Annotated in this window: 19 protein-coding genes and 1 riboswitch; of the genes, 11 read left to right on the plus strand and 8 right to left on the minus strand. The window is 65.1% G+C overall.

The window, feature by feature from the left end; translation table 11 throughout:
- Window positions 1-76: 76 nt before the first annotated feature.
- From IWX65_RS07895 to IWX65_RS07905, 3 genes are all read right to left on the minus strand, one after another.
- On the minus strand, window positions 77-1,645 hold the full coding sequence (locus IWX65_RS07895) for an ABC transporter substrate-binding protein (protein ID WP_196881867.1): 1,569 nt from the start codon (window positions 1,643-1,645) through the stop codon (window positions 77-79).
- A gap of 73 nt (window positions 1,646-1,718) precedes the next feature.
- Window positions 1,719-3,542, minus strand: coding sequence for a murein biosynthesis integral membrane protein MurJ (gene murJ / locus IWX65_RS07900; RefSeq protein WP_196881868.1), 1,824 nt, complete (start codon window positions 3,540-3,542; stop codon window positions 1,719-1,721).
- 76 nt (window positions 3,543-3,618) lie between these two features.
- Window positions 3,619-4,149, minus strand: a complete 531-nt coding sequence (locus IWX65_RS07905) for an NUDIX hydrolase (RefSeq protein WP_196881869.1) — start codon at window positions 4,147-4,149, stop codon at window positions 3,619-3,621.
- A 146-nt stretch (window positions 4,150-4,295) separates the two neighbouring features.
- Here IWX65_RS07905 and IWX65_RS07910 point away from each other — a divergent pair, with 146 nt between their 5' ends.
- Window positions 4,296-5,768, plus strand: a complete 1,473-nt coding sequence (locus tag IWX65_RS07910) for a CCA tRNA nucleotidyltransferase (RefSeq protein WP_196881870.1) — start codon at window positions 4,296-4,298, stop codon at window positions 5,766-5,768.
- Window positions 5,765-6,415, plus strand: a complete 651-nt coding sequence (locus IWX65_RS07915; RefSeq protein ID WP_196881871.1) for a histidine phosphatase family protein — start codon at window positions 5,765-5,767, stop codon at window positions 6,413-6,415. Before IWX65_RS07910 ends, IWX65_RS07915 begins: the two co-directional genes overlap by 4 nt.
- Window positions 6,416-6,442: 27 nt before the next feature.
- On the opposite strand, the gene IWX65_RS07920 is transcribed toward IWX65_RS07915, so the two are convergent.
- A complete protein-coding gene (locus IWX65_RS07920) occupies window positions 6,443-7,615 on the minus strand; it encodes a DUF418 domain-containing protein (RefSeq protein ID WP_196881872.1) in 1,173 nt (390 codons plus the stop codon).
- A gap of 513 nt (window positions 7,616-8,128) precedes the next feature.
- On the opposite strand from IWX65_RS07920, the gene IWX65_RS07925 reads away from it, so the two are divergent.
- The 4 genes from IWX65_RS07925 to IWX65_RS07940 all read left to right on the plus strand — a co-directional run bounded on the left by IWX65_RS07925 (window position 8,129) and on the right by IWX65_RS07940 (window position 12,172).
- Window positions 8,129-8,287, plus strand: a complete 159-nt coding sequence (locus IWX65_RS07925) for a hypothetical protein (protein ID WP_196881873.1) — start codon at window positions 8,129-8,131, stop codon at window positions 8,285-8,287.
- Window positions 8,288-8,406: 119 nt separating this feature from the next.
- Complete coding sequence (gene mshA / locus IWX65_RS07930; protein ID WP_196881874.1) at window positions 8,407-9,654, plus strand: D-inositol-3-phosphate glycosyltransferase; 1,248 nt, start codon at window positions 8,407-8,409, stop codon at window positions 9,652-9,654.
- A gap of 44 nt (window positions 9,655-9,698) precedes the next feature.
- Window positions 9,699-10,505, plus strand: a complete 807-nt coding sequence (locus tag IWX65_RS07935) for a phosphatase (protein WP_196881875.1) — start codon at window positions 9,699-9,701, stop codon at window positions 10,503-10,505.
- Complete coding sequence (locus IWX65_RS07940; RefSeq protein WP_196881876.1) at window positions 10,502-12,172, plus strand: formate--tetrahydrofolate ligase; 1,671 nt, start codon at window positions 10,502-10,504, stop codon at window positions 12,170-12,172. The genes IWX65_RS07935 and IWX65_RS07940 overlap by 4 nt, the downstream gene beginning before the upstream one ends.
- A gap of 103 nt (window positions 12,173-12,275) precedes the next feature.
- On the opposite strand, the gene IWX65_RS07945 is transcribed toward IWX65_RS07940, so the two are convergent.
- Window positions 12,276-13,352, minus strand: coding sequence for an inositol-3-phosphate synthase (locus IWX65_RS07945; protein WP_196881877.1), 1,077 nt, complete (start codon window positions 13,350-13,352; stop codon window positions 12,276-12,278).
- Between the two features lie 134 nt (window positions 13,353-13,486).
- On the opposite strand from IWX65_RS07945, the gene IWX65_RS07950 reads away from it, so the two are divergent.
- Genes IWX65_RS07950 through IWX65_RS07960 form a run of 3 tightly spaced genes read left to right on the plus strand, consistent with a single transcriptional unit; the run spans window position 13,487 to window position 17,454 of the window.
- Window positions 13,487-14,938 carry a glycosyltransferase family 87 protein gene (locus IWX65_RS07950; protein WP_196881878.1) on the plus strand — a complete coding sequence of 484 codons (1,452 nt, stop codon included), beginning with the start codon at window positions 13,487-13,489 and terminating at the stop codon, window positions 14,936-14,938.
- A 58-nt stretch (window positions 14,939-14,996) separates the two neighbouring features.
- A complete protein-coding gene (locus IWX65_RS07955; RefSeq protein ID WP_196881879.1) occupies window positions 14,997-16,019 on the plus strand; it encodes a lipid II:glycine glycyltransferase FemX in 1,023 nt (340 codons plus the stop codon).
- A complete protein-coding gene (locus tag IWX65_RS07960) occupies window positions 16,012-17,454 on the plus strand; it encodes a phytoene desaturase family protein (RefSeq protein WP_196881880.1) in 1,443 nt (480 codons plus the stop codon). The genes IWX65_RS07955 and IWX65_RS07960 overlap by 8 nt, the downstream gene beginning before the upstream one ends.
- Here IWX65_RS07960 and IWX65_RS07965 read toward each other — a convergent pair.
- Genes IWX65_RS07965 through IWX65_RS07975 form a run of 3 tightly spaced genes read right to left on the minus strand, consistent with a single transcriptional unit; the run spans window position 17,451 to window position 19,689 of the window.
- Window positions 17,451-17,855, minus strand: a complete 405-nt coding sequence (locus tag IWX65_RS07965; RefSeq protein ID WP_196881881.1) for a DUF7793 family protein — start codon at window positions 17,853-17,855, stop codon at window positions 17,451-17,453. The genes IWX65_RS07960 and IWX65_RS07965 overlap by 4 nt on opposite strands.
- Window positions 17,852-18,640: a class I SAM-dependent methyltransferase gene (locus IWX65_RS07970; protein ID WP_196881882.1), complete on the minus strand. Its 789-nt coding sequence runs from the start codon at window positions 18,638-18,640 to the stop codon at window positions 17,852-17,854. Before IWX65_RS07970 ends, IWX65_RS07965 begins: the two co-directional genes overlap by 4 nt.
- A 17-nt stretch (window positions 18,641-18,657) precedes the next feature.
- Window positions 18,658-19,689 (minus strand): LLM class flavin-dependent oxidoreductase, encoded by a 1,032-nt coding sequence (locus IWX65_RS07975; RefSeq protein ID WP_196881883.1) that lies wholly within the window; start codon window positions 19,687-19,689, stop codon window positions 18,658-18,660.
- A 244-nt stretch (window positions 19,690-19,933) separates the two neighbouring features.
- A riboswitch (glycine riboswitch) is annotated at window positions 19,934-20,036 on the plus strand.
- Between the two features lie 176 nt (window positions 20,037-20,212).
- On the opposite strand from IWX65_RS07975, the gene gcvP reads away from it, so the two are divergent.
- A complete protein-coding gene (gcvP, locus tag IWX65_RS07980) occupies window positions 20,213-23,095 on the plus strand; it encodes an aminomethyl-transferring glycine dehydrogenase (RefSeq protein WP_196881884.1) in 2,883 nt (960 codons plus the stop codon).
- Window positions 23,096-23,102: 7 nt separating this feature from the next.
- On the plus strand, window positions 23,103-24,209 hold the full coding sequence (gene gcvT / locus IWX65_RS07985; RefSeq protein ID WP_196881885.1) for a glycine cleavage system aminomethyltransferase GcvT: 1,107 nt from the start codon (window positions 23,103-23,105) through the stop codon (window positions 24,207-24,209).
- The last annotated feature ends 66 nt before the right edge of the window (window positions 24,210-24,275 follow it).

The raw sequence follows: 24,275 nt of genomic DNA on the forward strand, positions 1-24,275 counted from the left end.
CCCGCATGCGCTTATTCCGCGGCGCTCGTTGATGCCTGCCAGTGACATCAGGACCCCGGCGCCTATCCTTGCGGTCCTAGGAAACGCTGATCTCGGCGATTCTCAGTCCCCAGGGGAACTGTGCCTGGATGTTGGACAGTCGAGGCAACTGGGAGAAGTTGATAATTACATACTGCGCGCTCGGCGGTCCGTCGCTTCCTTCGGGAATCGGAAGGGACACCGTCGGTGCGGTGAAACCGCCCTGGGCTATCTGCTCTGCGCCGGTCAGGGTCGGTTCATCATTGATGAGAACGGAAAAACTTCCGCCGGACCCGTTGAGTTGGGTGATGTCGACCTGGGCGATCGTCGATTCTTCCTCGAGTTCGACGACGAGCGCGAGACTCTGCGCGAGCCCGCCGAACACGTCGTTCGCGTACACGTAACTGCCCCAGAAAGTTGCGGCATTACCATCGATGATCAGGGGCAGGAGCGCGTCGTTCGGAGCATCGAGTGCGGGGTTGTTCGGCACGAATCGCGTCACTCCTACTGCCACCGGCGGCACCGAGGCGGGAACCGGTTCCGCCGACGCACTCGGTTGTGCCGCGGAGGCAGTGGGCTCGGCTTCCGCCTGGAGGCTTTCGGCGGGCTCGGCGGCGTCGTTGCTGAAATTTCCCAGCTGGGTCGCTGCGAGGAACACTGCGGCGACGAGGACGAGGGTGAGTACTGCCCCTACCAGGATACGGCTGAACTTCCGGCTCCCGGTGTCGTCGGCGTACTCGTCGTTCTGTTCCCGGTCGTCGGGATCAGTGTCATAGCCTGCGTCATTGTAGGTTTCGCCGTCGTCGGAGGGGTCGTTCTCGGCGTCCCGTGACTGGTCGTTCGCAGCGGCGGGAAAGTGGGATGCGGTCCGTTCGGGATGACGGGAGGCAGCCGCACCGCCGGCAAGCACGGCACCCGCTGCAACGCCGGCGGCAGGAGACTCCGCGCGGTCCGGCGCGTCGTCGGTCAGCCGGGTTACTTTGGAACTGTTTCCATGTCCATCGGGTGTACTGATCGTGGAGACTTCGCGGGGCGGTTCGCTCGGAGGCACGGGCACACCCCGCGGGGCGGGACTGGACCCGGCCGGTGGGGATGGGTGATCAGCCCGTTCGGATTGGGGTGAACCTCCGGTTTCCGTATCCTCCGCAGCGGTTGCCGACCTGCCGAACCGTCTGGAAAGACCCGCAAGGCGGGAGCGGCGCTCCGGCTGCTCCTCCTCCTCGTAGTGGTCGTCGTCCTCCTCCGGTTCGGTCGAGCGCGTCACGCCGAAGATTTCGGAACCAAGGGTGTCGGTGAAGAAAGGCTCTGTGTAAAGCGGCTCCTGCTGAACGATCAGGTCCAGCAGATCGGCGGCGGAAGCGCGGTTGGTCACGAGATACGTGCCACCCTCGGTGATGGCCAGGTCGAGCACCTGGATACTGCCGGGCCGCTCGCCCGTCGCGACCTCCCGAGCACTTGCCGCAACTTTGCCCGCGTTCTCCGTGGAGGCAACAAGAATACTCACGGGCCGGTTCAGAACCTGATCCATGCCGTCAAGCACGAGGTCCTTTTCAGCAGAAGCCAGGACGTAGGCGGTGACCTTGTACCGGCCCCCTAGTACTGACCCGACATCTACTGCTTGTGGCACGTGTTCCTCCCGCAAAAACTCGTTGATTTTTACCCATGCTACCGTTCAGCGCGATGAATCCGCGGTTCCCGGGCTACTTCCCGGACCGCCGGAAACGCGCCAGCAGCGGAGCAAGGAAGTCGCTGAGTTCACGGACCCGAAGGACCTTCAGCATCAGGAGGTAGGCGCCGGCCATGGCCGTGCCGCCGAGGGTGAGCACGACCACGGCGTTCAGCTTCGATTCCCACACATAGCCGATCGGCTCATAGCCGCCGAAAAGCCACAGCACCCCGGTGCCCACGAGGGCGGACACTATCCCGGCGATGACGAAGCGCACATGGACGTCGAAGATCCGCCCCGCTCCATAACGTCCGATCCTGCGGGTGAGGAAGATGTGGCTGACGACGACGGCGATGGCGTTCCCCAGCGAATAACCGGCGGCCAGCACGGGCACGATCAGGTCCGGTGAGAACGACCCGGCGATAATCGCGAAGCCCACCCCCATGGCGGAGAGGATGAGCTGGATCTTCAGGGGTGTCCTGACGTCCTCGTTGGCGTAGAAGACGCGGTTCAGGAAGAAGTTCGCGCTGAGGAACGGTGCACCGAGGGCAAGGATGGTGATGATCACCCCGTTGATCGCGGCGCTTTCCCTCGATTCACTGAAGAGTGCACCGAGCGGGCCCGCGAAGGCCAGCAGCACCGCGGCGCCGAAGACGGTGGCCACCCCGATGGTGCGCAGTCCGTGGGACAGCGTGGCCTTGACTGCGGGAATGTCGTTTTCCGCGTGGGCCTTCGACAGCTGGTTGAACATCACCGTGGCAAGTGAAAGCGCTATGACAGAGTGCGGCAGCTGGTACACGAGCGCCCCGAACTCGAGGTTGGTCAGCCCCGCGATCAGCACCGGGGGATCCTGCTCGAGGAAGCCGGCGCGGGCTTCCGAAGCAATGGTCGCCACCTTCTGGTTGACCAGGTAGAGCCCGTTGCCCACGAGCATCGTCACGATGGTCACCGACGCGAGCTTGCCCGTGCGGCCCAGGCCGGTTCCACGGAGGCCGAAACGGGGACGCAATCCGAGACGCAGTTTCTTCAGCGGAATGAACAGGACGAGGGCCTGGATGATGATGCCCACCGTGGTGCCGCCGGCCAGGAGGAGTGTCTGATTGCTGGTCCACGTTTCCGGCGTGTGCTGCTCGCTCTGCTCAGCACCCATCAACACGATGAAGACGACCAGGAAGATGATGGACACCACGTTATTGACCACGGGCGCCCACATGTACGGGCCGAACGAGCCGTTGGCATTCAGTACCTGGCCGGCAACGGCATATATGCCATAGAAGAAGATCTGCGGCAGGCACCAGTATGCGAAGGTCACGGTCAGCGCAAGCCTGTCGCCTGTGATGCTGGTGGTGAGCCCTAGGATGAAGGGCGCGGCGAGTGTCACCAGGATGGTGAGGACCAGCAGGACGGCGGCGGCGAGCGTCATCAGGCGGCTGACGTAGTCGGCGCCGCGATCCGGCAGCCTGCTTGCCCGGATGATTTGCGGAACCAGGACGGCGTTGAAGACACCGCCGGCCACCATGAGATAGATGAAGTTCGGCAGGTTGTTCGCCGACGTGAAAAGATCCGATACCTGGCCTGATGCACCGATTGCGGTGGCCAACAGGGCAACCCTGACCAGGCCGAGCAACCGTGAGACAAGGGTGCCAGCTGCCATGATCGCACTAGATCGCGCGGTGGTGTCCGCTTCCGGTGCAGTCCGATTGAGCGCGCCTTCACCGGTTTCATCGCCATCCGGCGTGCTTCGGACCGGGGCTTCGTCGGACGGCGCGCTCTGGCGCGGTGGACCCGGGGGGGCGGCGTTCGGCCGGCCGACGCCGGCGTCCTGGACAGGGATTGAGGCTGTGTTTTGTTCCGACATCGCACATCATCGTCTCATTCAATCGACGCGCTGCAGCAATCTGCGGGGCGGTGTTTTGCTGCCCGCCCGGTCCCGGCTAGAGATACTCGGGTAGGACTTCCCGCGCCAGGTCGGCAATGCGCCTCTCATTGGGGAAGGACAGCCTCCGGCCGAGCTCGTTCAGCGGTACCCAGGCTACGTCCACGGCCTCGTGATCGGGGTCGTTCTCAATGGTGAGATAACCGCCCGTCGCCACGAGCAGGAAATGGTGGACCGTCTTATGCACGCGGTGGCCACTGACCGTGAACCAGTAGTCGATGCTTCCAAGGGCGGTGAGGATACGGCCCTGGATGCCGGTTTCCTCCTCGATCTCCCGGACTGCGGCCTCTTCGCTGTTTTCCTTGTTTTCGGGATGGCCTTTGGGCAGGCACCACTCAAGGCGGCCGCCCCGGTTCAGGCGCGCGATGATCGCGACGTCGAGGGTTTCCCGCGCGGTATCGATGACGATCCCCCCGGCCGAGACCTCCTCGACCGTGGGCAGTTGATGATGAACCGCAGGCATGCCCGGAGCGCCCATCGACACAGTCAAAGGGGTGCGTTTCGGTGCACTTGGAACGGGGCGGTCCATGGCACCACTCTAACGATCTTTAACTGCCGGTGATGACGACGAGGCATGCCCGGCGAGGCGTCGAACTGCTTCCCGATGCGATCCTCTCCGTCACCCCGAGCGGGCGTAGTGGGAATTCCCATTCGATCTGGCACCCTTAAAGGACTATGGCTCACCTGTTGGATTTGTCGACCCTGACCGCCCCGCTCCCCGCCGTTGTGCCAGCGCTGGGGGAACTTTTCAACAGCGCGGGTTTCGACCTGTCCCTGGTCGGCGGACCCGTGCGGGATCTCTTCCTGGGCAGGGTCTCGCCGGACCTGGACTTCACCACCAACGCGGATCCGGACCAGACGATTGCCGTTATCCGGCGCTGGGCCGACACGTACTGGGAGATCGGCAGGGCTTTCGGAACCATCGGTCTGCGCAAGGACGGCCATCAACTGGAAATCACCACCTACCGCGCCGAATCCTACGACCCGGGTTCACGGAATCCCACCGTCGCTTTCGGGACGAGCCTTGAGGATGACCTTCTTCGACGCGATTTCACCGTCAATGCCATGGCGTTGAGACTGCCCTCCCTCGAGCTCGTCGATCCGTGGGGCGGGGTGAAGGATCTTTCGGCGGGAGTCCTGCGCACGCCGGGCGCGCCGTCGTCGTCCTTCAGCGATGACCCCCTGAGGATGATGCGCGCGGCACGGTTCGTGTCCCAGCTCGGAGTGAGCCTGGCGCCCGAGGTGCTCGAGGCGATGACCTCGATGGCCGAACGCATCGGAATAATCTCCGTGGAGCGGGTGCGGGACGAGCTGACGAAGCTGATCCTGGGGCCGGCGCCGGCCAGGGGGATCGACGTGATGGTGGAGACCGGCCTCGCCGACCATGTGCTGCCCGAAGTGTCGGCCCTTCGCCTCGAGGTCGACGAGCACCATAAACACAAGGACGTGTACCAGCACTCGCTCACCGTCCTGAAGCAGGCGTGCGCTCTGGAAACGGAGAATGACGGCGCCGTGCCCGCCCCCGACTTCGTTCTGCGGTTCTCCGCGCTGATGCACGACATCGGCAAACCTGCCACACGGAAGTTCGAGTCCAGCGGCGCGGTGAGCTTTCGCCACCACGACGCCGTCGGTTCGAAACTTACGGCCAGACGCATGCGGGAACTGCGGTTCGACAACGACACCATCAAGGCCGTAGCACGCCTCGTGGAGCTGCACATGCGCTTCTACGGTTACGGTGAGGCGGGGTGGACGGATTCCGCGGTGCGCCGGTACGTCAACGACGCCGGCCCGCTCCTCGATCGGCTGCACCGGTTGACGCGTTCCGATGTCACCACCCGGAACAAGCGCAAGGCCGAGCGGCTCGCCTTTGCCTACGATGACCTCGAGACGCGGATCGCGGTGCTCGCCGAGCAGGAGGAACTGGCATCGATCCGCCCGGACCTCGACGGTGCGGCGATCATGGAACTCCTCCACATCCGTCCCGGTCCCGTAGTGGGGCGGGCCTACCGATTCCTGATGGAGGAGCGGATGGAACACGGGCCCCTCGAACGGGATATTGCTGAGGCGAGGCTGCGTTCCTGGTGGAGTGGGCAGCCCGAATCCCAGGAAACGTGCGAGGCGCACCCTTCCGAGAGCAGGAAAGCATGACTCCGTCGACGGGTGCTGCAACCCCCGACCTCACCCCTGCCGGAACCCCCCTGCCACGGTTGTGGCTCCTGCGGCACGGTGAGACGGAGTGGTCCCGGGATGGCAGGTATACCGGCCTGACCGATCTTCCCCTGACCGGGAACGGCGAGCGGCAGGCCGTCGAGGCGAAGCGGCACTTCGAGGGAGTGGCGTTCGACGCCGTCTACACCTCGCCCCTGCAGCGCGCTACCCGGACCGCGGCGCTCGCCGGCTTTCCGGACGCCGACGTACTTCCCTACGCCCACGAATGGGATTACGGCGACAATGAGGGGCAGAGCAGCGCCCTCATCCGACAACAGAACCCTGGCTACCTGATCTGGACGCACGGAGCGCCGCAGGGCGAGTCCCTGCACGAGGTGGCGGAACGGGCGGACCGCGTTATTTCCCTGGTGCAGGCGGGCTGCGGCACACCTGCTGACCGGGATCCGCAGGCGCAACCGGTGCAGAACGCGCTCCTTGTGGCGCACGGCCACTTCCTGCGGATCGTTGCAGCGCGCTGGCTTGCCTTCAATGCTGTCGAGGGGCGGCGTTTCGTGCTCGGGACCGCTGCAGTCTGCGTGCTGGGCTGGGACAAGCAGACTCCGGCGATCGTCCACTGGAACCTGTAGGTCACGCCGGGGAGTGCCCACCTCGGATTACGCGTCTTGAATCCGCGCAGGTCGCTCCCAATAGGTCACCCGGCGCAGCGCCCATTCCACCGGGCCTTGCGCGAAGCGGGCGAGCCACCACTTGCTGAGCGCCAGTTGGAGTGAAAAGACTCCAACGACGACGAACACCACGAGAAGCGGAGGTAGCTGGTTGGTCAGCTGCAACCCGTAACCCGTGAAGACCAGCGCCAGAACGGCCGACTGCAGCAGATAGTTGCTGAGGGCCATCCTTCCTGCGGGTTCAAGGACCCGCAGGAGCCTTCCGCCCCACCGTGTCCGAAAGGCCAGGAGCAGCGCTGCGGCATAGCTGACGGTGAGCAACGGCGAGGTGGCGACAGAGATGGCGGTGGCCAGCGTGGTCGAGGTATCCCCGCCGCGGTAATGGACGAGGTACGCCTGCGCCGTGGCCGCCCCAAGGCCCAGGGGCAGGCTGACAAGAAGGGCTCTCCGGAGGATCCGGCCGGGAATGTGCCTTTCGAGGAGGCGCGCTTTTCCTGCCGCCACCCCGGCATACAGCGCCGCTAAAGCCAACGGTCCCTGGAAGAACACCACGGACGGGAGGATCCGCAGGTAGGTAGCGGCATTCTCACCAAGCGCCGCTCCCGGCGACGTCGTCACTACTGGAGTTTCGGTTCCCGAAATCTCTGTGATCCCCGGCGGAATCGGCTCGATGACGGCGGCAATGATCATCAGCAGGGCTGCCAGCAGCAGAAGCAACGCGAAGGCCGCAGTGAGGACGATGCCGGCACCCAAGGCTGCCCGCGGTCCAGCAGCCCTGGTGGCGAGCAGGATGCAGCCGAGCAGGGCATAGGTCAGCAGGATGTCGCCGTAGAACAGGAGGATCCCGTGCAGGATTCCGAGTATCGCGAGGAAACCCAGTCTTCGCAGCGTCCGGGGCACCATCGGAGCGGAGACGTCAAGGGCTGAGGCCCACTGCAGAACGAAGCTGTAGCCGAAAAGAAACGAAAACAGGAGGTAGAACTTTGCCTCGAACAGCGCGGTGACCAGGAAGTGCACTAAGGTGTCCTGGCCAGAATCCGTTGGATTCGGTGAGCCGGAGAGTGTCCAGGGGTCGGCAAAATACCAGACATTGACCATCAGGATTCCCAACAGCGCAAAAGACCTTAGGGCGTCCAATTCGCGTACCCGCAGGGAACCCATGATTGATCCGCCTCCAAATTCGCGTGTCAGAAAAAAATCGCACTATTTTTCGGAAAGCACTGTACTAACGCTTCTCCTCTACGGTAGCTTTACTACATGCCATTGGGCATTCCCAACCGAAGGATCTCCGGATCGTGGGATGCACGGCACTTCAGCTAGCGGCACACTACAGGAACAGGAGGTAGGAATTGTGAATACAACAACGAGCGGCATCGTGACCCTCGGCACCGAACCTGCCTTCGTCATCCGGCCCAGCTAGCGCTCCGCCGGCCAGCTCGGCACGGCATCCCGGGCTTCGGCCCTCTTCCGTTCGCCGTCCCTTTTTCGAAACTGATCGCACTTCTCCAGTTTCTTATGCCACTTCCTTTTTGAAAGACAATGATGCCCAATTCCCAGCTTTCTTCTGCCCAATTACAGCAGGACATTCCACAACAAAGCGAGTTCTTCATGGCGGGTTCCCTGACGCCTGCCCGGACTTCGCCGGTATTACCCGAGTCCGGAGAAATTGCCCCAATGCCGGGATTCCACCATCGGAAGGAGGTGCGGCTCACGATCAGGAAACTCAGGAACAGCCTGCCCTTGTGGGAACGGATCCGGATCCAGCGGGTTGACAGCGCCTGGGACGGCGCCCAGCGCTTCGTCCTGCCGCAGCACGGCATGTACATCAAGTAGGCGGGCACCCAGGGCCACACGGCCCCTCCTGCTTCGGAATGTGGTGCGGCGCCGTCGCGTTATAAAGTCGGAGGCGTATCCCCCTATTGCACGAGCACGAGTTCCGGAGAGGAGGAGGTGTGCCCCCCGTCAATCGCGTGGCTATGTTGTCGCTTCACACCTCTCCACTTGAGCAGCCCGGAGCGGGAGACGCGGGGGGAATGAATGTCTACGTCCGATCCGTCGCGCTTGAACTGGCCAGGTTCGGCATCGAGGTGGAAATCTTCACACGCGAAACCGGCGACGGCCGGTCCAAGCGTGAGGAACTCGGCGACGGCGTCGTGGTGCACCACCTCGTTGCCGGGCCGAGCGGGAAGCTGCCGAAGGAAGCGTTGCCGGAGCTGTCGGACACCTTCGCCGATGCCATCTCCGAAGTAACGGACCTGTTGGCGGATGGGCACTACGACGTTCTCCATTCCCACTACTGGGTGTCGGGGACCGTCGGGCTGAAAGTGAGCCGCAGCCTCAAAATTCCGCTGGTGCATTCAATGCACACCATGGCTAAAGTCAAGAATCTGCGGATGAAGAATCTCGTCTCGCCGGAGCCGTCCGACCGCATCGTCGGCGAACAGGCGCTCGCACGGGAAGCGGCACGGATCATCGCCAACACCAGCACCGAGGCGTCGGAGCTCACCTCGCTCTACGGGGCCGCACGGGAGCGGGTGGATGTCGTTGCGCCGGGCGTCGATCTTTCCACCTTCAACCCTGTGGATCGTGAGCGGTCGCGTTCCCGTCTCGAGTTCCCACCGGAGGTGTTCCATGTTGTTTTTGCCGGCCGAATCCAGAAGCTGAAGGGGCCGCAGGTGCTGGTGGCGGCGGTCCGTGAGCTGAAGGCACGCCGCCCGGACATTCGCTTGACAGCAAGCATCCTCGGCTCGGGTAGCGGTTCCGAAGCGCTGAAGCTCCAGCCGATGATCGACGACGCCGGGCTCCATGAGACCGTGCGGCTCTACCCGCCGGTCCAGGCAGCGCAGCTGGCGCACTGGTTCCGTGCGGCGGACGTGGTGGTGATGCCGTCCTACAGCGAGTCATTCGGACTCGTGGCACTTGAAGCCCAGGCGTGTGGGACGCCTGTGCTCGCCGCGAATGTCGGCGGGCTCCCGCAGGCGATCAGTGATGGTCGGACGGGGTTGCTCGTCGATGGGCACCTGCCCGGAGGGTGGGCGGCAGCACTCGAGAAGCTCTACGACAACCGCGAACTGAGAGAGAGCCTCGGTCGCGGCGCGGCTATCCACGCGCTGGCCTTCGGCTGGCAGCGAACGGCCCTCCTGACAGCGCAAAGCTACCGCACCGCCGTCGAGCGGTTCGAACCCGCGGCAGCAATCTGATCCCGCCAAGCTTCGGCCCCGCCGGCCCGGCCTAGGATTGAAGGGTGAATCCCACTGAGCTAGCCCGTTACCTCGACTCCGTCCTCATCACCGGAAACGTCGCCACGCCCCGGCAGGACAACCTGCGCCACATCCGGCTGTTCCTCGACGGGGATGAGAACCTCGAGTTCGGGGTGCGCACCACCAGGGAGTGGACGTACGACGACGTGTTCGACCTGATGTGCGAGCGTGTCGGTATCAGTGCCGACCGCTTCTTCGAATCGGGTCAGGACACCATCGACGCCTTCAAGTGCGTTGCCGCCCTGGACCGGTTCGCCGAACGCCTCGGGGCGGCAGTGCGCGCCCGTCAGCGGATCCTGTTCGCAACCGGTCATCCGGCCGGGCTGCTGCCGGTGCACGCGGCCCTCGCGGAGGCGGCCCGGCAGGCCGGCGCGGAGGTGGTGGAGGTCCCCGAGGGGAACCGCTTCCGCCAGGGTGATATCCGGCAGCTCTTCGGAGTGCTGATGTGGCATCAGCACGGCAATCTGATGCACACCCATTCCCCCGAGCCCATGAGGCTCAGCCTCGAGCTTCTCAAGGATCGTGGCCTTCCGGCACCCGATCTGGTGGTGGCCGACCATGGCTGGGCGGGATACGCGGCGAATTCCATCCCCGCTCTTGGTTTTGCAGACTGCAACGATCCCGGGCTGTTCGTTTCCGAGGCCGAAGGCCACCTGGAGGTGGCCGTGCCACTGGACGACAATGTATGCCCCAGCCTTTATATACCACTGACAGAATACATTCTTCGCGGAGCAGGGCTTGGACAATTCCAGGCGGATTCGGCGCAACCCGCTGGTAGGTTGGCTTCGTGAATGACCTGAAAATTGCCCGAGCCGCCCTCATCCGCCCCATCGAGGACATAGCCGATGCTGCGGGTATCCCCCGGGAAGCAATCGAACTGTACGGCCGGTACAAGGCCAAGATAGATCCGGCAGGGCTGCGGCCGCCAGGGGCGAAGGAGCCCGGCCGCGTTGTGCTTGTCACGGCGATGAGTCCCACCCCTGCCGGCGAGGGCAAGTCGACCTGCACCGTCGGCCTCGCTGATTCGCTTGCCCGGGCGGGCCGGCGCGTCATGATTGCCCTACGGGAACCGTCCCTGGGGCCGGTGCTCGGCATGAAGGGTGGCGCAACGGGCGGGGGCTATTCGCAGGTCCTGCCCATGGACGACATCAATCTTCACTTCACCGGAGACTTCCATGCCATAACCTCGGCGAACAACGCCTTGATGGCCCTGGTGGACAACCACATCCATCAGGGCAACGCACTGGGGATCGATCCCCGGAGGATCACGTTCAAGCGCGTGATGGACATGAATGACCGGGCCCTTCGGGAAGTGGTGATCGGACTGGGCGGCCCCGCCCACGGGACACCGCGCCAGGACGGATTCGACATCACCGTCGCGTCCGAAGTCATGGCCGTCTTCTGCCTCGCCAGGGACCTGCCGGACCTCCGGGAGCGGCTGGGAAGGATGACCATCGGCTACACGTATGATCGTCAGCCGGTCACCGTCGGGCAGCTCGGGGTCGAGGGAGCGCTGACGCTGCTGCTCAAGGACGCCATCAAGCCGAACCTCGTCCAGACCATCGCGGGAACGCCGGCACTCATTCACGGTGGTCCTTTCGCGAATATCGCGCACGGCTGCAACTCGGTCATTGCCACGCGGACCGCCCGGCAGCTGGCCGACATCGTCGTAACGGAAGCAGGTTTCGGGGCGGATCTCGGAGCCGAGAAATTCATGGACATCAAGGCACGGTCCGCCGACGTGGCGCCGGACGCCGTCGTCGTCGTTGCGACCATCCGTGCACTCAAGATGCACGGCGGAGTCGCAAAGACCGACCTTGCAATGCCCAATACGGAGGCGCTGCAGGACGGTACGACGAACCTGCTGCGGCACGTCCGGAACGTGGAGAAGTTCGGCATCGAGCCGGTCGTGGCGATCAATCGCTTCACCACCGACACGCAGGAGGAACTGGACTGGGTGCTGCGCTGGTGTGCCGGCGAGGGGATCGAGGCCGCGGTTGCCGACGTCTGGGGCGAAGGAGGAGGCGGGCCGGGCGGGGACGACCTCGCGGTCGCCGTGCTCAAGGCGCTGCAGCGGCCGGTCGAGTTCAGGCACCTGTACCCCCTCGAGCTGCCTGTGGAGGAAAAAATCCGGGTGATTGCCCAGGAGATCTACGGAGCGGACGGCATCGAGCTGTCACCGCAGGCCCGCAGGCGCCTCGACGAGCTGGAGGCGAACGGCTGGGGACACCTGCCGGTCTGCATGGCAAAGACCCAGTACTCCTTCTCCGACGATCCCTCGCTCCTCGGCGCCCCCAAGGGCTTCACCCTCTCCATCCGGGACCTGATCCCCAAATCCGGGGCAGGTTTTATCGTGGCCCTGACCGGGGCCGTGATGACCATGCCCGGGTTGCCGAAGGAACCGGCCGCATTGAGGATGGACGTCGACGCCGACGGCAGTACTGTCGGCCTGTTCTAGCGTTCGACGGGGCGCTTATCCACAGGAAAGCGCCCCGTATGCAGGGCTTATCAACAGGTTGTCCACATTTCCACCCACCGGGTGGCCTGACCAGGACCGCGGCTCATTCGCCGCGGATGAAAGCCTCGACCTTCTCGTGGGCGATGTCGTCGGCGAACTGCTGGGGCGGCGACTTCATGAAGTAACTCGATGCAGAGAGGATCGGGCCACCGATTCCGCGGTCCAGGGCGATCTTGGCGGCCCGGATGGCGTCGATGATGACACCGGCGGAGTTGGGGGAGTCCCAGACCTCGAGCTTGTACTCCAGCGACACGGGGGCATCTCCGAAGTTACGTCCCTCGAGGCGCACGAAGGCCCACTTGCGGTCATCAAGCCAGGCGACGTAATCGGACGGGCCGATATGCACATCGTTCGCGTGCAGATCGGCTTTCACGTTGGAGGTGACTGCTTGCGTCTTCGATATCTTCTTCGACTCGAGGCGGTCGCGCTCCAGCATGTTCTTGAAATCCATGTTGCCGCCGACATTCAGCTGATAGGTCCGGTCGAGCGTCACCCCACGGTCCTCGAAGAGCTTCGCCATGACGCGGTGCGTAATCGTTGCGCCGATCTGGCTCTTGATGTCGTCACCGATGATCGGCACGCCGGCTTCGGTGAATTTATCCGCCCACTCCTTGGTGCCGGCGATGAAGACGGGAAGGGCGTTGACGAACGCTACACCCGCGTCAATGGCGCACTGGGCGTAGTACTTGGCAGCGTGTTCCGAGCCGACCGGCAGGTAGCAGACCAGGACATCGGCCCGGGTGGCCTTCAGCTGTCCGACGATGTCAACGGGTTCCTCATCGGATTCGACGATCGTTTCGCGGTAGTACTTCCCGAGGCCGTCAAGGGTGTGGCCGCGCTGAACGATGATACCGGTGGGAGGGACATCGGCAATCTTGATGGTGTTGTTCTCGCTCGCGCCGATCGCTTCGGCGAGATCGTGGCCTACCTTCTTGCCGTCGACGTCGAACGCCGCCACGAACTCGACGTCGTTCACGTGGTATTTGCCGAACTGGACATGCATCAGGCCGGGAACCGTCCCCGAAGGATCAGCGTCCCGGTAGTAGTGCACGCCCTGGACGAGCGACGCCGCACAGTTGCCGACTCCGATGATTGCTACCCGGATGGGGTTGTTTCCCACAGTTCTCCTCTGAAGCCCAGAAATTGATCCACCTTGGGTCGCCCTCGGGGCGGGGTGGAACAACCAGTCTACGTGGGTCGGCACTGTAGACCGGTGGGGCAGATGTTAGTGGTCACGAGCGATAGGCTCGGACCATGACGTCGAAGACCGGTCGGCGGGCGCCCCGCCGGATCAGCGTGCCATCGCGTGCCGATCCGCTACTCGCCCGGCTGACGGAGGTTCTCGGCGGCCCGATGGGCCGGCACAGCGCGCCCGGTCTCGTAGCGCCCGGTTTCTTCACCATCCAGCGCGTGCTCATCCTTCTCACGACGATGGCCGCCCTTGCCGCTGTCGCGGTGAAGACTCCCTGCAGGACCGGCGGCTGGACCACGCCCGAACAGTTCTACCGGGCGTGCTACTCCGATTGGCCCGAACTCTTCCAAAGCAGGAGCCTCGGCGCGGGCAACTTTCCCTTCGTCAGCCTGGACGCGCCTTTCGAATACCCGGTGCTTTTGGGACTCCTTGCCGGGCTGACGGCCCTCCTCGTGGCCCCGGGCGAGGAAACGGGTCTCGACGGCGGAGCCAGGACTCTTCAGTACTTCGACCTCAACGCCATATTGATAGCCGGAGTGTGGATCCTGACGGTCCTTGCAACGATGCGGCTGGCCAACCAACGACCATGGGATGCCACGATGGTGGCGGTAGCTCCCGTCATCATCGTTTCGGGCACCATCAACTGGGATTTGTGGGCGGTTCTCTTCGCAACCCTGGGCATGCTGGCCTTCGCGCGTCACCGACCGATTGCCGCGGGCATCCTCCTCGGGCTGGGCACTGCGGTCAAGCTGTACCCCGTGCTGATCCTCGGAGCAATCGTTCTCCTAGCGGTTCGGTCCGGACGATGGAGGGCGGCGATCGTCACCGTCGGTGCGCTTGGGGCGACCTGGCTGGCGGTGAATGTCCCCTTCCTGCTGCGGGATTATTCAGCGTGGGCCTACTTCCTTCGCTTCAGCAGTGAACGGGAGCCCGGGTTCTCCTCCGTCTGGTACCTCTATAACGCCTTCGCTGAGCGCCTCGGCTTTCAGATCCTCTCCCCGAACCTCATCAACGGAGCCGGCGCGGTCCTGTTCCTTCTCGCGTGCGTCGGCATTGCCGTCCTTGCCCTGGCTGCACCCAGGCGGCCCCGGCTAGTGCAGCTCGCCCTGCTCATCGTGGGCTCATTCATCCTCCTCAACAAGGTGTACTCGCCGCAGTATGCCCTTTGGCTCGTGCCGCTCGTTGCTCTTGCCTATCCCCGGTGGAGGACCTTTGCCGTCTGGCAACTGGCGGAGGTGATGCATTGGTGGGCGGTCTGGATGTATCTCGCCTTCACGACGAGCGGAGGGTCCATCTACACCAACATCGACCTCCTCTACTACGCCCTTGCGGTGGCGGGGCACATCCTCCTCACTGCATACATCCTGCTGAGAGTGGTGCTCGAGGTGCTCGACCCGGGTTCGGATCCGGTTCGCCGGGCCGGGATCGATGACCCCAGCGGGGGCCCCTTCGACAGGGCAGCCGATCGCTTCGTCCTCTTCAAGCGCCCGGTTGGCGTCCCGTCGACCAGCTGATGGGCCAAGGGGCTCGGGTAGGCTTGGGGTCGCCAGGTTCCCCAGCGAAAGAATTGACGTGAGTGCAACGCTGTTCCGTTACGACAAGCTGGAAGAAGCCGAGTTCGATGCCATCGCGGACAGCCGTCCCGAGATTCGAATCCCCCTTGAACAGACGCCGGCATGGGCCCGCTTCGAGGCCGCACTGGGGCGACAGCCCTTCGGGACCTGGGCCTACCGCGACTCGAACGGCACGCTCGTCGCCATTGCGAGCTTCCTCCGCATCCAGCGCCGGTTCCGGGAGTCGCTGGTGGTGGTCAATGGTCCGGTGTGGTTCAGCGAGAGGACTCCGGCGGCCGAGCGCGTGCTGATGCATACCCTCCGCCAGCAGTTCCGGGCCGATGACGACGCCTCGCCCCTCTACATGCGCATGCAGGTCGCAACGCTGCAGCCGCCTGCCACTGGTCCGCTGGAGCACGGGTGGTATGAGCGGGAGATCGTCGTCGACCTGCGGCCCGAGGAGAAGGCCCTGTTGGCCGGCTTCCGCCCCAATGCAAGGAACAGCATCCGCCGTGCCCGGAAGGAAGGGGTTGAGGTCCGAAACATCCCCCAGGAGGAATGGACCGCGGTTTTCCGGACCGAACTCTTTCCGATCCTGCAGGAGACCGCCGAGCGGGATGCGTTCCAGAGCTTCGATTCCTCCTACTACGAGACGTTCCTGACGCAGCTCGCCGGCTATGCCGGACTGCTGGTCGCCTACTCCGATGGCAAGGCCACCAGTTGGCTGATCACCACCCAGTACCGGGGCCATGCCGTGTACTACTTCGCGGGCAGCACTCTGGACGCGCGCCGCACATTTGCTCCCTATCTGCTCCTCTGGGAAGCATTCCGGCTGCTGAAGGAAGCCGGAGCCACCAGTTGCGGGCTCACGGGCATCGTGAGCGAAAACTACCCGCAGCTCATCAACGTCACCACGTTCAAACGCAACTTCTCGAAGAACGTGGTCACCATTCCCACCACCTACGACATTCCTCTGCATCCCCTCCGCTACCGCGCGGTGGCTGCAGTGCTTGATGTGCGGCGCAAGCGCTCCCATGGCTGACGTCGAGATCGTCGGGTCCGGACCGAACGGGCTGGCGGCCGGCGTCGTCCTGGCCCGTGCGGGGCTCACGGTCCGTATCCATGAGGCGTCGCCGACCATCGGCGGAGGATCACGCACGCTCGAACTGATGGAGGACGGGCACTTCCACGACTTCTGCTCCGCCGTCCATCCCATGGCACTGGCATCGCCCTTCTTCCGGGCGTTCGGCATCAGTGAGCGTATTGGTTTCGCAGTGCCGGAGGTCTCCTTTGCGCATCCGCTCGATTCCGGTCGAGCCGGGGTCGCCTACCGCAGCCTTGACCGCACGGTCGAGGGACTGGGGGTTGACGGGGACGCGTACCGCCGGCTGATGGAACCCCTGACGGAGCGCGAGGAGGGGATCCTCGGCTTCGCACTGAACTCCTTCCTCCGCATGCCGAAGAAGCCGGAAGCGGCGCTTCGTTTCGGGCTCGCGGTACTGGACCAGGGATCCCCCCTCTGGAACCGGCGGTTCCGCACCGACGAGGCACGCGCACTGCTCACCGGCGTCATGGCGCATCCCGTGGGGCCGCTTCCATCGCTGACCGCGGCAGGGGCAGGGCTCGCCCTCGGCCTCCTCGCCCATACGGTCGGCTGGCCGATCCCGGTGGGCGGTTCCCAGGTCATCGTGGACGCGATGGCTGCAGATATCCGGGCGCACGGCGGAGAGGTGGTGGTGGACAGCCGCATCGATTCCCTGGCTGAGCTCGGCGCGGCGAAAGTGGTTCTCCTCGACGTCGCGCCGAAGTCATTGGCCCGCCTTGCGCGGGGCCGGCTTCCGGCCGCCTACGAACGCGCCCTTCGCCGTTTTCGATACGGTAACGCTGCGTGCAAGGTCGACTACATCCTTTCCGGACCTGTGCCGTGGGCCAATGCCGAAGTGGCCCGGGCAGGAACGGCCCATCTGGGGGGCACGAGGGCCGAAATCGCCGCGGGGGAGGCGGCAGTCGCGGCGGGCAGGCATCCCGACAGTCCCTACGTCCTGGTGTCCCAGCCGTCGACGTTCGATCCCACGCGCGCTCCCGGGGGGCGCCACACGCTCTGGACCTATTGCCATGTCCCCAGCGGTTCGACAAGGGACATGACCGAAGCGATCACCCGGCAGATCGAGCGCTTCGCGCCGGGCTTCCGCGACGTCGTCGTCGCCACCCATACGACGACGGCGGCCGAACTGGAAACCTATAACGCCAATTATGTGGGCGGCGACTTCGGCAGCGGTGCCGTTACCCTGCGTCAGATGCTGGCGCGGCCCGTTCCGTCAGTGCAACCGTGGGCAACGCCGCTCAAAGGCGTCTACCTCTGCTCCCAGTCCACCCCTCCGGGTCCGGGAGTCCACGGAATGGCCGGGTTCCATGCCGCGAAGCTCGCGCTGCAGCGGGAGTTCGGGATGCAGGTGCCCGCTCTCGGGGTGGACTAGCCGGGTTCGTGCGTGGCAGCAGGGTCCAGCAGCCACGCCGTTGCATCGGCCCGCGACGTGAAGAAACGCGTGGGGCACGGCGGTGTGTGCACCCCGAGGAAGAAGTTGGCGAGCAGACGGTCCACGGGGGACTTTCCCAGGAGAGCGATGCGTGACGCCGCACATGGAATGGAAAAGACGCTTCGTGCGCTCCGGCTCACGGCTTCGGTGGTTTCCATATCCACGAGCATGGGGTGCGAATCGTCCTGGCACAGCGCGTCGACCGCTTTCATCGCGGCACGGGCATCCTGCTCCTCGATGCGGACGCCGCGGATCCAGGTCAGGTGCACAATGCCGTCCGCCCGGAGTTCGAGGGTCGCTTTTCCGCCGTCGATCGTTCCTCGCGGTGTCCCCGCAGTCACGGGCGGCTGAGCATCGCGTAATAGCCCGGGATGGCGGTCGGTCCACCCGCCGTCATGGTGACCGCTTCGATGGTGACCGGGCCTTCTCCGTCCACGTGCCAATCCCCTGCTGGAAAGGTTGCCGCCCGCTCTCCGGCACCAAAACGGCCGGGCGCGGGAATGCCGGAAATGGCACGCTCAAGCTGCTCGGGGATATCGCCCGGAGTTGCACCGAGGCTCTGCAGGTAGGCAAGCGGATTGCCCCGGAAGTTCGTCTCGGTCAGCAGCACTTTTCCCGGATTGCCCACAACAAGATCAGCGAGGTTCCGCGCGAGCGCCCGCTGCTGGTCCTTCCGGAGGACGTGAAGCACGCCGCGGACGAAGACGTTCACCGGTCCGAACTCCGCGCGAATCACCGCCCCGATGCCCGCTGTCGTGAAATCTGCAGCACGGTATTCGGTTCGCGAAATACCGGCTGACTCCAGTTCAGCCCGGTCGACCGCACTTCGGGCGACATCGACGCCGAGGGCGAGCGGAAAAACGCCGGCCAGCCGCCGCGTGAACGTCCCATTGCCGCATCCGACGTCGACAACGGGGAGGGTGAGGTCCATCCACTTCTGAATGAGACCTTCGTACTGGTTCCATTCAGTGTCCGAAACCGAGTCCCACAACACCTCTCCGCCGGCACCGGTCTGCCGCACGCGGCTCCAGTATCCCTCCCAGGCCTTGGCCGGATCCCGGGGCGCCCGCGTGGAGAGGAGGGCAACCCGCGGCACCATGCGGGCCTGGTCGATGAAATTCGGCATGAGGCTACCCTAGGAGGTCACGTCAGCAACTCGCGCACCATCGGTATCACTTTTGTTCCGTACAGCTCCACGCTGTGCATCAGTTTTTCGTGCGGCAGTGGCCCGGCGCTGTACTTCATGTCGAAACGGTCGATTCCGAGGGTGGTCGCCGTGGCGGCGATCTTCCTCGCAACGGTCTCCGGCGAGCCCACATAGAGGGAGCCGCCGTCGGCCTCGGCGTCGAACTCCGCCCTTGTAGTGGGGCCCCAGCCGCGCTCGGCGCCGATGCGGTCGCGCAGGATCCGGTTGTCGGGCCAGAGCTCCTCGCGGGCCTGCTCGTCGGAGTCGGCGATGTAGCCCGGAGAATGCACGCCGATGGGGAGCATCGGCTGACCCAGTTGAGCAAGGGCGCGGTGGTACAGATCGACATAGGGTGCGAAGCGGGAGGGATCGCCCCCGATGATGGCCAGCATGAGGGGCATTCCGTAGCGTGCGGCGCGCACCACGGATTCGGGGCTGCCGCCGACGCCGATCCACGTCTTCAGGCGCCCGGACTCCGTGGGCGGATAGACGCGGTGGTCGGTCAGGCCCGGGCGGGTACGGCCGCTCCAGTTCACCGGCTCTTCCTTGAGAAGTTCGGCGAAGAGGCTCAGCTTTTCCTCGAAGAGCTCCTCGTACTGCGAGAGTTCGAAACCGAAGAGCGGGAAGGACTCGGTGAAGGACCCGCGGCCGAGGATCACTTCGGCGCGCCCGTTCGACGCCGCATCGAGGGTTGCGAATCGCTGGTAAACCCGGACGGGATCATCGGAGCTCAGTACCGTGACGGCCGAGCCCAACCGGATCCGCGTGGTCCTGCCAGCGATGGCGGCAAGGACCGTTTCGGGCGCCGAGACCGCGAAATCGTCCCGATGGTGTTCGCCGACACCGAAGAAGTCGATTCCCACCTGGTCGGCCAGCACGGCTTCCTCGATCACGTTACGGATCACCTGCGGGTAGGGAACCAGTGTGCCGTCTCTTCCCCTCGTGACGTCGCCGAAGGTATCCAGTCCCAGTTCGAGGTGCCGTGCCATGGTTGACGCTCCCGTGTTCTTGTAGTCGACCCGCTCCGGATCCTGGTGGCTACAACGCGGCCATTCCGGGCCCCATTCCCGATCCCCATGCACATGCATGGTTCGCGTCGGGGCCTTCGGCTCGTCCAGTCCTACCTTCCTGCGGTGCACATCACTCATACCGCGAGAGCTCGGCCCACTTTTGCCCGACCCACCACCACGCGGTAAGCTTGTGAGAAGGACCACACACAATTGAATACGCCATTGACCTGCAGCGGGAGAGTTCAACCGTGAAAGTCGACTCCGGTAGGCGCCGTAGGAGCAAATCCTCCCCAGGAATCTCTCAGGCCCAGTACCGCTGCGGTTAGGCAACTCTGGAAAGCAGCACTGCATCCTCCCGCGTTTCTTCGCGGAACCTGCGGCGCTCACCGACGGTGCAAGCAGGCGTTCATGCCTTGCGGAAACTCTCAGGTCCCCTACAGAGCGGGGAGGAACCCACCACGTAGGCGCACCCACGCGCACCCACCTGACGTATGGAGTTCCCATGACAGCCTCCCCAGAAATGGCTTCAACCTTCGCAGACCGGCACATCGGCCCCCGCCCGTCCGACGCCGGTCGGATGCTGGAAGTGCTCGGCTACCCCAGCATCGACAAGCTCGTCGATATCGCTGTACCCGCCAGCATCCGCTCCGAGCGTGCACTGAACCTTCCCGGCGCGCTGAGCGAATCGGAGGTCCTCGTCCAGCTGCGTGCCATGGCAGGGAAGAACAGGACTGCGGTCCAGATGATCGGGCAGGGCTACTTCGACACCGTCACGCCACCCGTGATCCGCCGCAACGTGCTCGAATCCCCCGCCTGGTACACGGCCTACACGCCCTACCAGCCCGAGATCTCGCAGGGACGCCTCGAAGCGCTCCTCAACTTCCAGACCATGGTGCAGGACCTCACCGCCCTCGACATCGCCAACGCCTCGCTGCTCGACGAAGCCTCCGCCGTAGCCGAAGCCGTCCTGCTCATGCGCCGCACCGGCAAGAACAAGGGCCGCACGGTGATCGACGCCGACGCCCTCCCCCAGACCGTCGCCGTCGTCCGTGGCCGCGCCGAAGCCCTCGGCTTCGAAGTGGAGATCGCCGACCTCTCGACCGGACTGCCCGACGGCGACATCAACGGCGTCGTGCTGCAGCAGCCCGGCGCCTCGGGAGCCATCCGCGACTACAAGGCAGTGATCGACGCCGCCAAGGAGCGCGGCGCACTCGTCACCGTCGCCGCAGACCTCCTCGCACTGACCCTCATCACCCCTCCCGGCGAGCAGGGCGCCGACATCGCCGTCGGCTCGGCCCAGCGCTTCGGCGTCCCGCTCTTCTTCGGCGGGCCGCACGCCGCGTACATGGCCGTCCGCAAGGGGCTGGAGCGCATGCTCCCCGGACGGCTCGTCGGCGTCTCGAAGGACGCTGGCGGCGCACCCGCCTACCGCCTGGCACTCCAGACCCGCGAGCAGCACATCCGCCGCGAGAAGGCGACGTCGAACATCTGCACCGCGCAGGCACTGCTGGCGATCGTCGCCGGCATGTACGCGGTGTATCACGGACCGGAGGGGCTGAAGGCCATCGCGCGCACCACGCACGAGCGTGCCGTGCAGCTCGCCGACCTGCTGGCCGGGACCGATGCCACCGTGGTCCACACCGAATTCTTCGACACCCTGCTGCTGAAGGCGCCGGGCAAGGCTGCCGGCCTCGTGCAGCAGGCCGAGGAGCAGGGCTTCAACCTGCGCCGCATCGACGCCGACTCCTTCGGCATCTCCTGCGACGAAACCACCACTGTGCAGCACGTCGAGGCGCTCGCCGGGATCCTCGGGGCGGAGACCACGGGATCCGCCGGCGCCGACGGATCCTCCGCCACCGGCGGAACGAGCCGTATCCCCCGGGAGCTGCAGCGGACGTCGTCGTTTCTGACCCACCCCGTCTTCTCGATGCACCGCTCCGAAACCGCCATGCTGCGCTACCTGCGCCGCCTGTCGGACAAGGATCTGGCGCTCGACCGCACCATGATCCCGCTCGGCTCGTGCACCATGAAGCTCAACGCCACCGTGGAGATGGAGTCCATCTCCTGGCCCGAATTCGCCTCGATCCACCCGTTCGCGCCGGAAGGCCAGACCGAGGGATGGCGGGAACTCATCACCGACCTCGAGGAGCGGCTCGCCGAGATCACCGGATACGCGAGGGTCTCCCTCCAGCCGAACGCCGGTTCACAGGGCGAACTCGCCGGCCTGCTCGCCATCCGCGGGTACCACCGATCGCGCGGCGATGAGGACCGCACGGTTTGCCTCATCCCGTCCTCCGCACACGGCACCAACGCCGCCTCGGCGGTCCTCGCCGGCATGAAGGTGGTGGTCGTGGCAACGGCAGCCAATGGCAATATCGACCACGACGACCTCGTCGCGAAGATCGAGAAGCACGCGGATCAGCTCTCGGCGATCATGATCACCTACCCGTCCACGCACGGCGTGTTCGAGGAGGACGTCCGGTGGGTGTGCGATCAGGTGCACGACGCCGGCGGCCAGGTCTACATCGACGGCGCCAACCTCAACGCACTGGTGGGCCTTGCGAAGCCCGGTGAATTCGGCGGCGATGTCTCGCACCTCAACCTGCACAAGACGTTCTGCATCCCGCACGGCGGTGGCGGACCCGGCGTCGGGCCTGTGGCCGTTGCCGAGCACCTTTCACCGTTCCTCCCGGGGGACGCGAACCGCAGCATCGCGGACGACGGCGGCGCGGACGCGGCCGGAGGCGCCCCGGTGTCGGGTTCGATGTACGGATCGGCCGGCGTGCTGCCCATCTCCTGGGCCTACGTTGCGCTCATGGGATCCGAGGGTCTTACGAGCGCCACGGCGCACGCGCTGCTCGCCGCGAATTACGTGGCGGCCCGCCTCAACGACCACTTCCCCGTGCTCTACACCGGAGCGCAGGGACTCGTGGCCCACGAGTGCATCCTCGACCTGCGGCCGCTCACGGCGAAGACGGGAGTCACTGCCGAGGACGTCGCCAAGCGCCTCATCGACTACGGGTTCCACGCACCCACGCTGTCCTTCCCCGTCGCCGGAACCCTGATGGTGGAGCCCACCGAGTCCGAGGACCTCCGCGAGCTGGACCGGTTCATCGAGGCCATGGTCGCCATCAAGGGCGAGATCGACCGGGTGGCGAACGGAGACTTCAGCCTGGATGAGAGCCCGCTCCGGCAGGCCCCGCACACCGCTCAGCAGCTCATCGACGATGAGTGGAGCCACGCGTACGCGCGTGAGCTCGCCGCCTATCCGCTGCGCTCACTCCGGCAGAACAAGTACTTCCCGCCCGTACGCCGGATCGACGGCGCACACGGTGACCGCAACCTGGTGTGCTCGTGCCCGCCGATCGAAGCCTTCGAAGACTAGGGACTCCATGACCAAGCAGACAGCGCTCTACGCCCAGCACGAAGCCCTCGGGGCGTCCTTTCTGGACTTCGGCGGCTGGCAGATGCCGTTGAAGTACCGCAGTGAACTCGATGAGCACCACACGGTGCGGCGGGCCGCCGGGCTCTTCGATCTCTCCCACATGGGCGAGGTGCTCGTCAGTGGTCCGCAGTCCGCGGACTTCCTCAACTACGCCCTGGTCAGCAACCTGGCAGTCGTGGCCATCGGCAAGGCGAAATACTCACTCATCTGCAACGCCGAGGGCGGCGTGATCGACGACCTCATCGTCTACCGCCTGGCCGAGGAGCGCTTCCTGGTGGTGCCCAACGCGGGCAATGCGGACAGTGTCGCCGTGCAGCTGCGCATCCGCGCCGACGGGTTCGACGTCGCTGTGGAGGACCAGTCGGAGGAAACAGCACTGATTGCCGTGCAGGGCCCCACTGCTGAAGCGATCCTCCTGGCGATGGCCGCTCCCGAGGCGGCGGCGAGCATTACCGGACTCCGCTACTACGCGGCAGTCGAGGTGGAGCTCGCAGGGCTTCCCGTGCTGCTGGCGCGCACCGGCTACACCGGGGAGGACGGCTTCGAGATCTTCATCGGCGGCCCCTTCGCGGTCCGCCTTTGGAACGCGGCGATGGAGGCGGGTCGGGAGCACGGCCTGATGCCGTGCGGCCTCGCTTCCCGTGACTCCCTGCGACTCGAAGCGGGAATGCCGCTGTACGGTCATGAACTCGGCCTCGACACCAACCCGTTCGAGGCCGGCCTCGGGCCGGTGGTCAGCCTCAAGAAGACCGAGGACTTCGTGGGCCGGTCCGTCCTCGAACCTTTGAAGGGCCAGGAACCGGGACGCCGGCTGGTGGGACTGCGGGGCTCCGGGCGCCGCTCGGCGCGGGCGGGGTACGACGTCGTGGTGGACGGAAGTGCCGTGGGAACCGTGACGTCGGGCCTCCCGAGTCCTACCCTCGGCTATCCCGTGGCGCTGGCCTATGTGGAGGCATCCCTGGCCGTACCCGGCACCGACGTGTCTGTCGATCTGCGCGGAAAACCCGAGCCCTTCACTGTGGTGGAGACACCGTTCTACCGGCGCCAGAAGTGATGTCCTTCTCGTATGCCCTGATCAGCATATTCCCGGTTTTGATCGAATCCGGCCTGACCGACCCTG

Origin of the sequence: Arthrobacter sp. CAN_A214, assembly GCF_015751955.1 — a bacterium.
GTDB lineage: Bacteria > Actinomycetota > Actinomycetes > Actinomycetales > Micrococcaceae > Arthrobacter_D.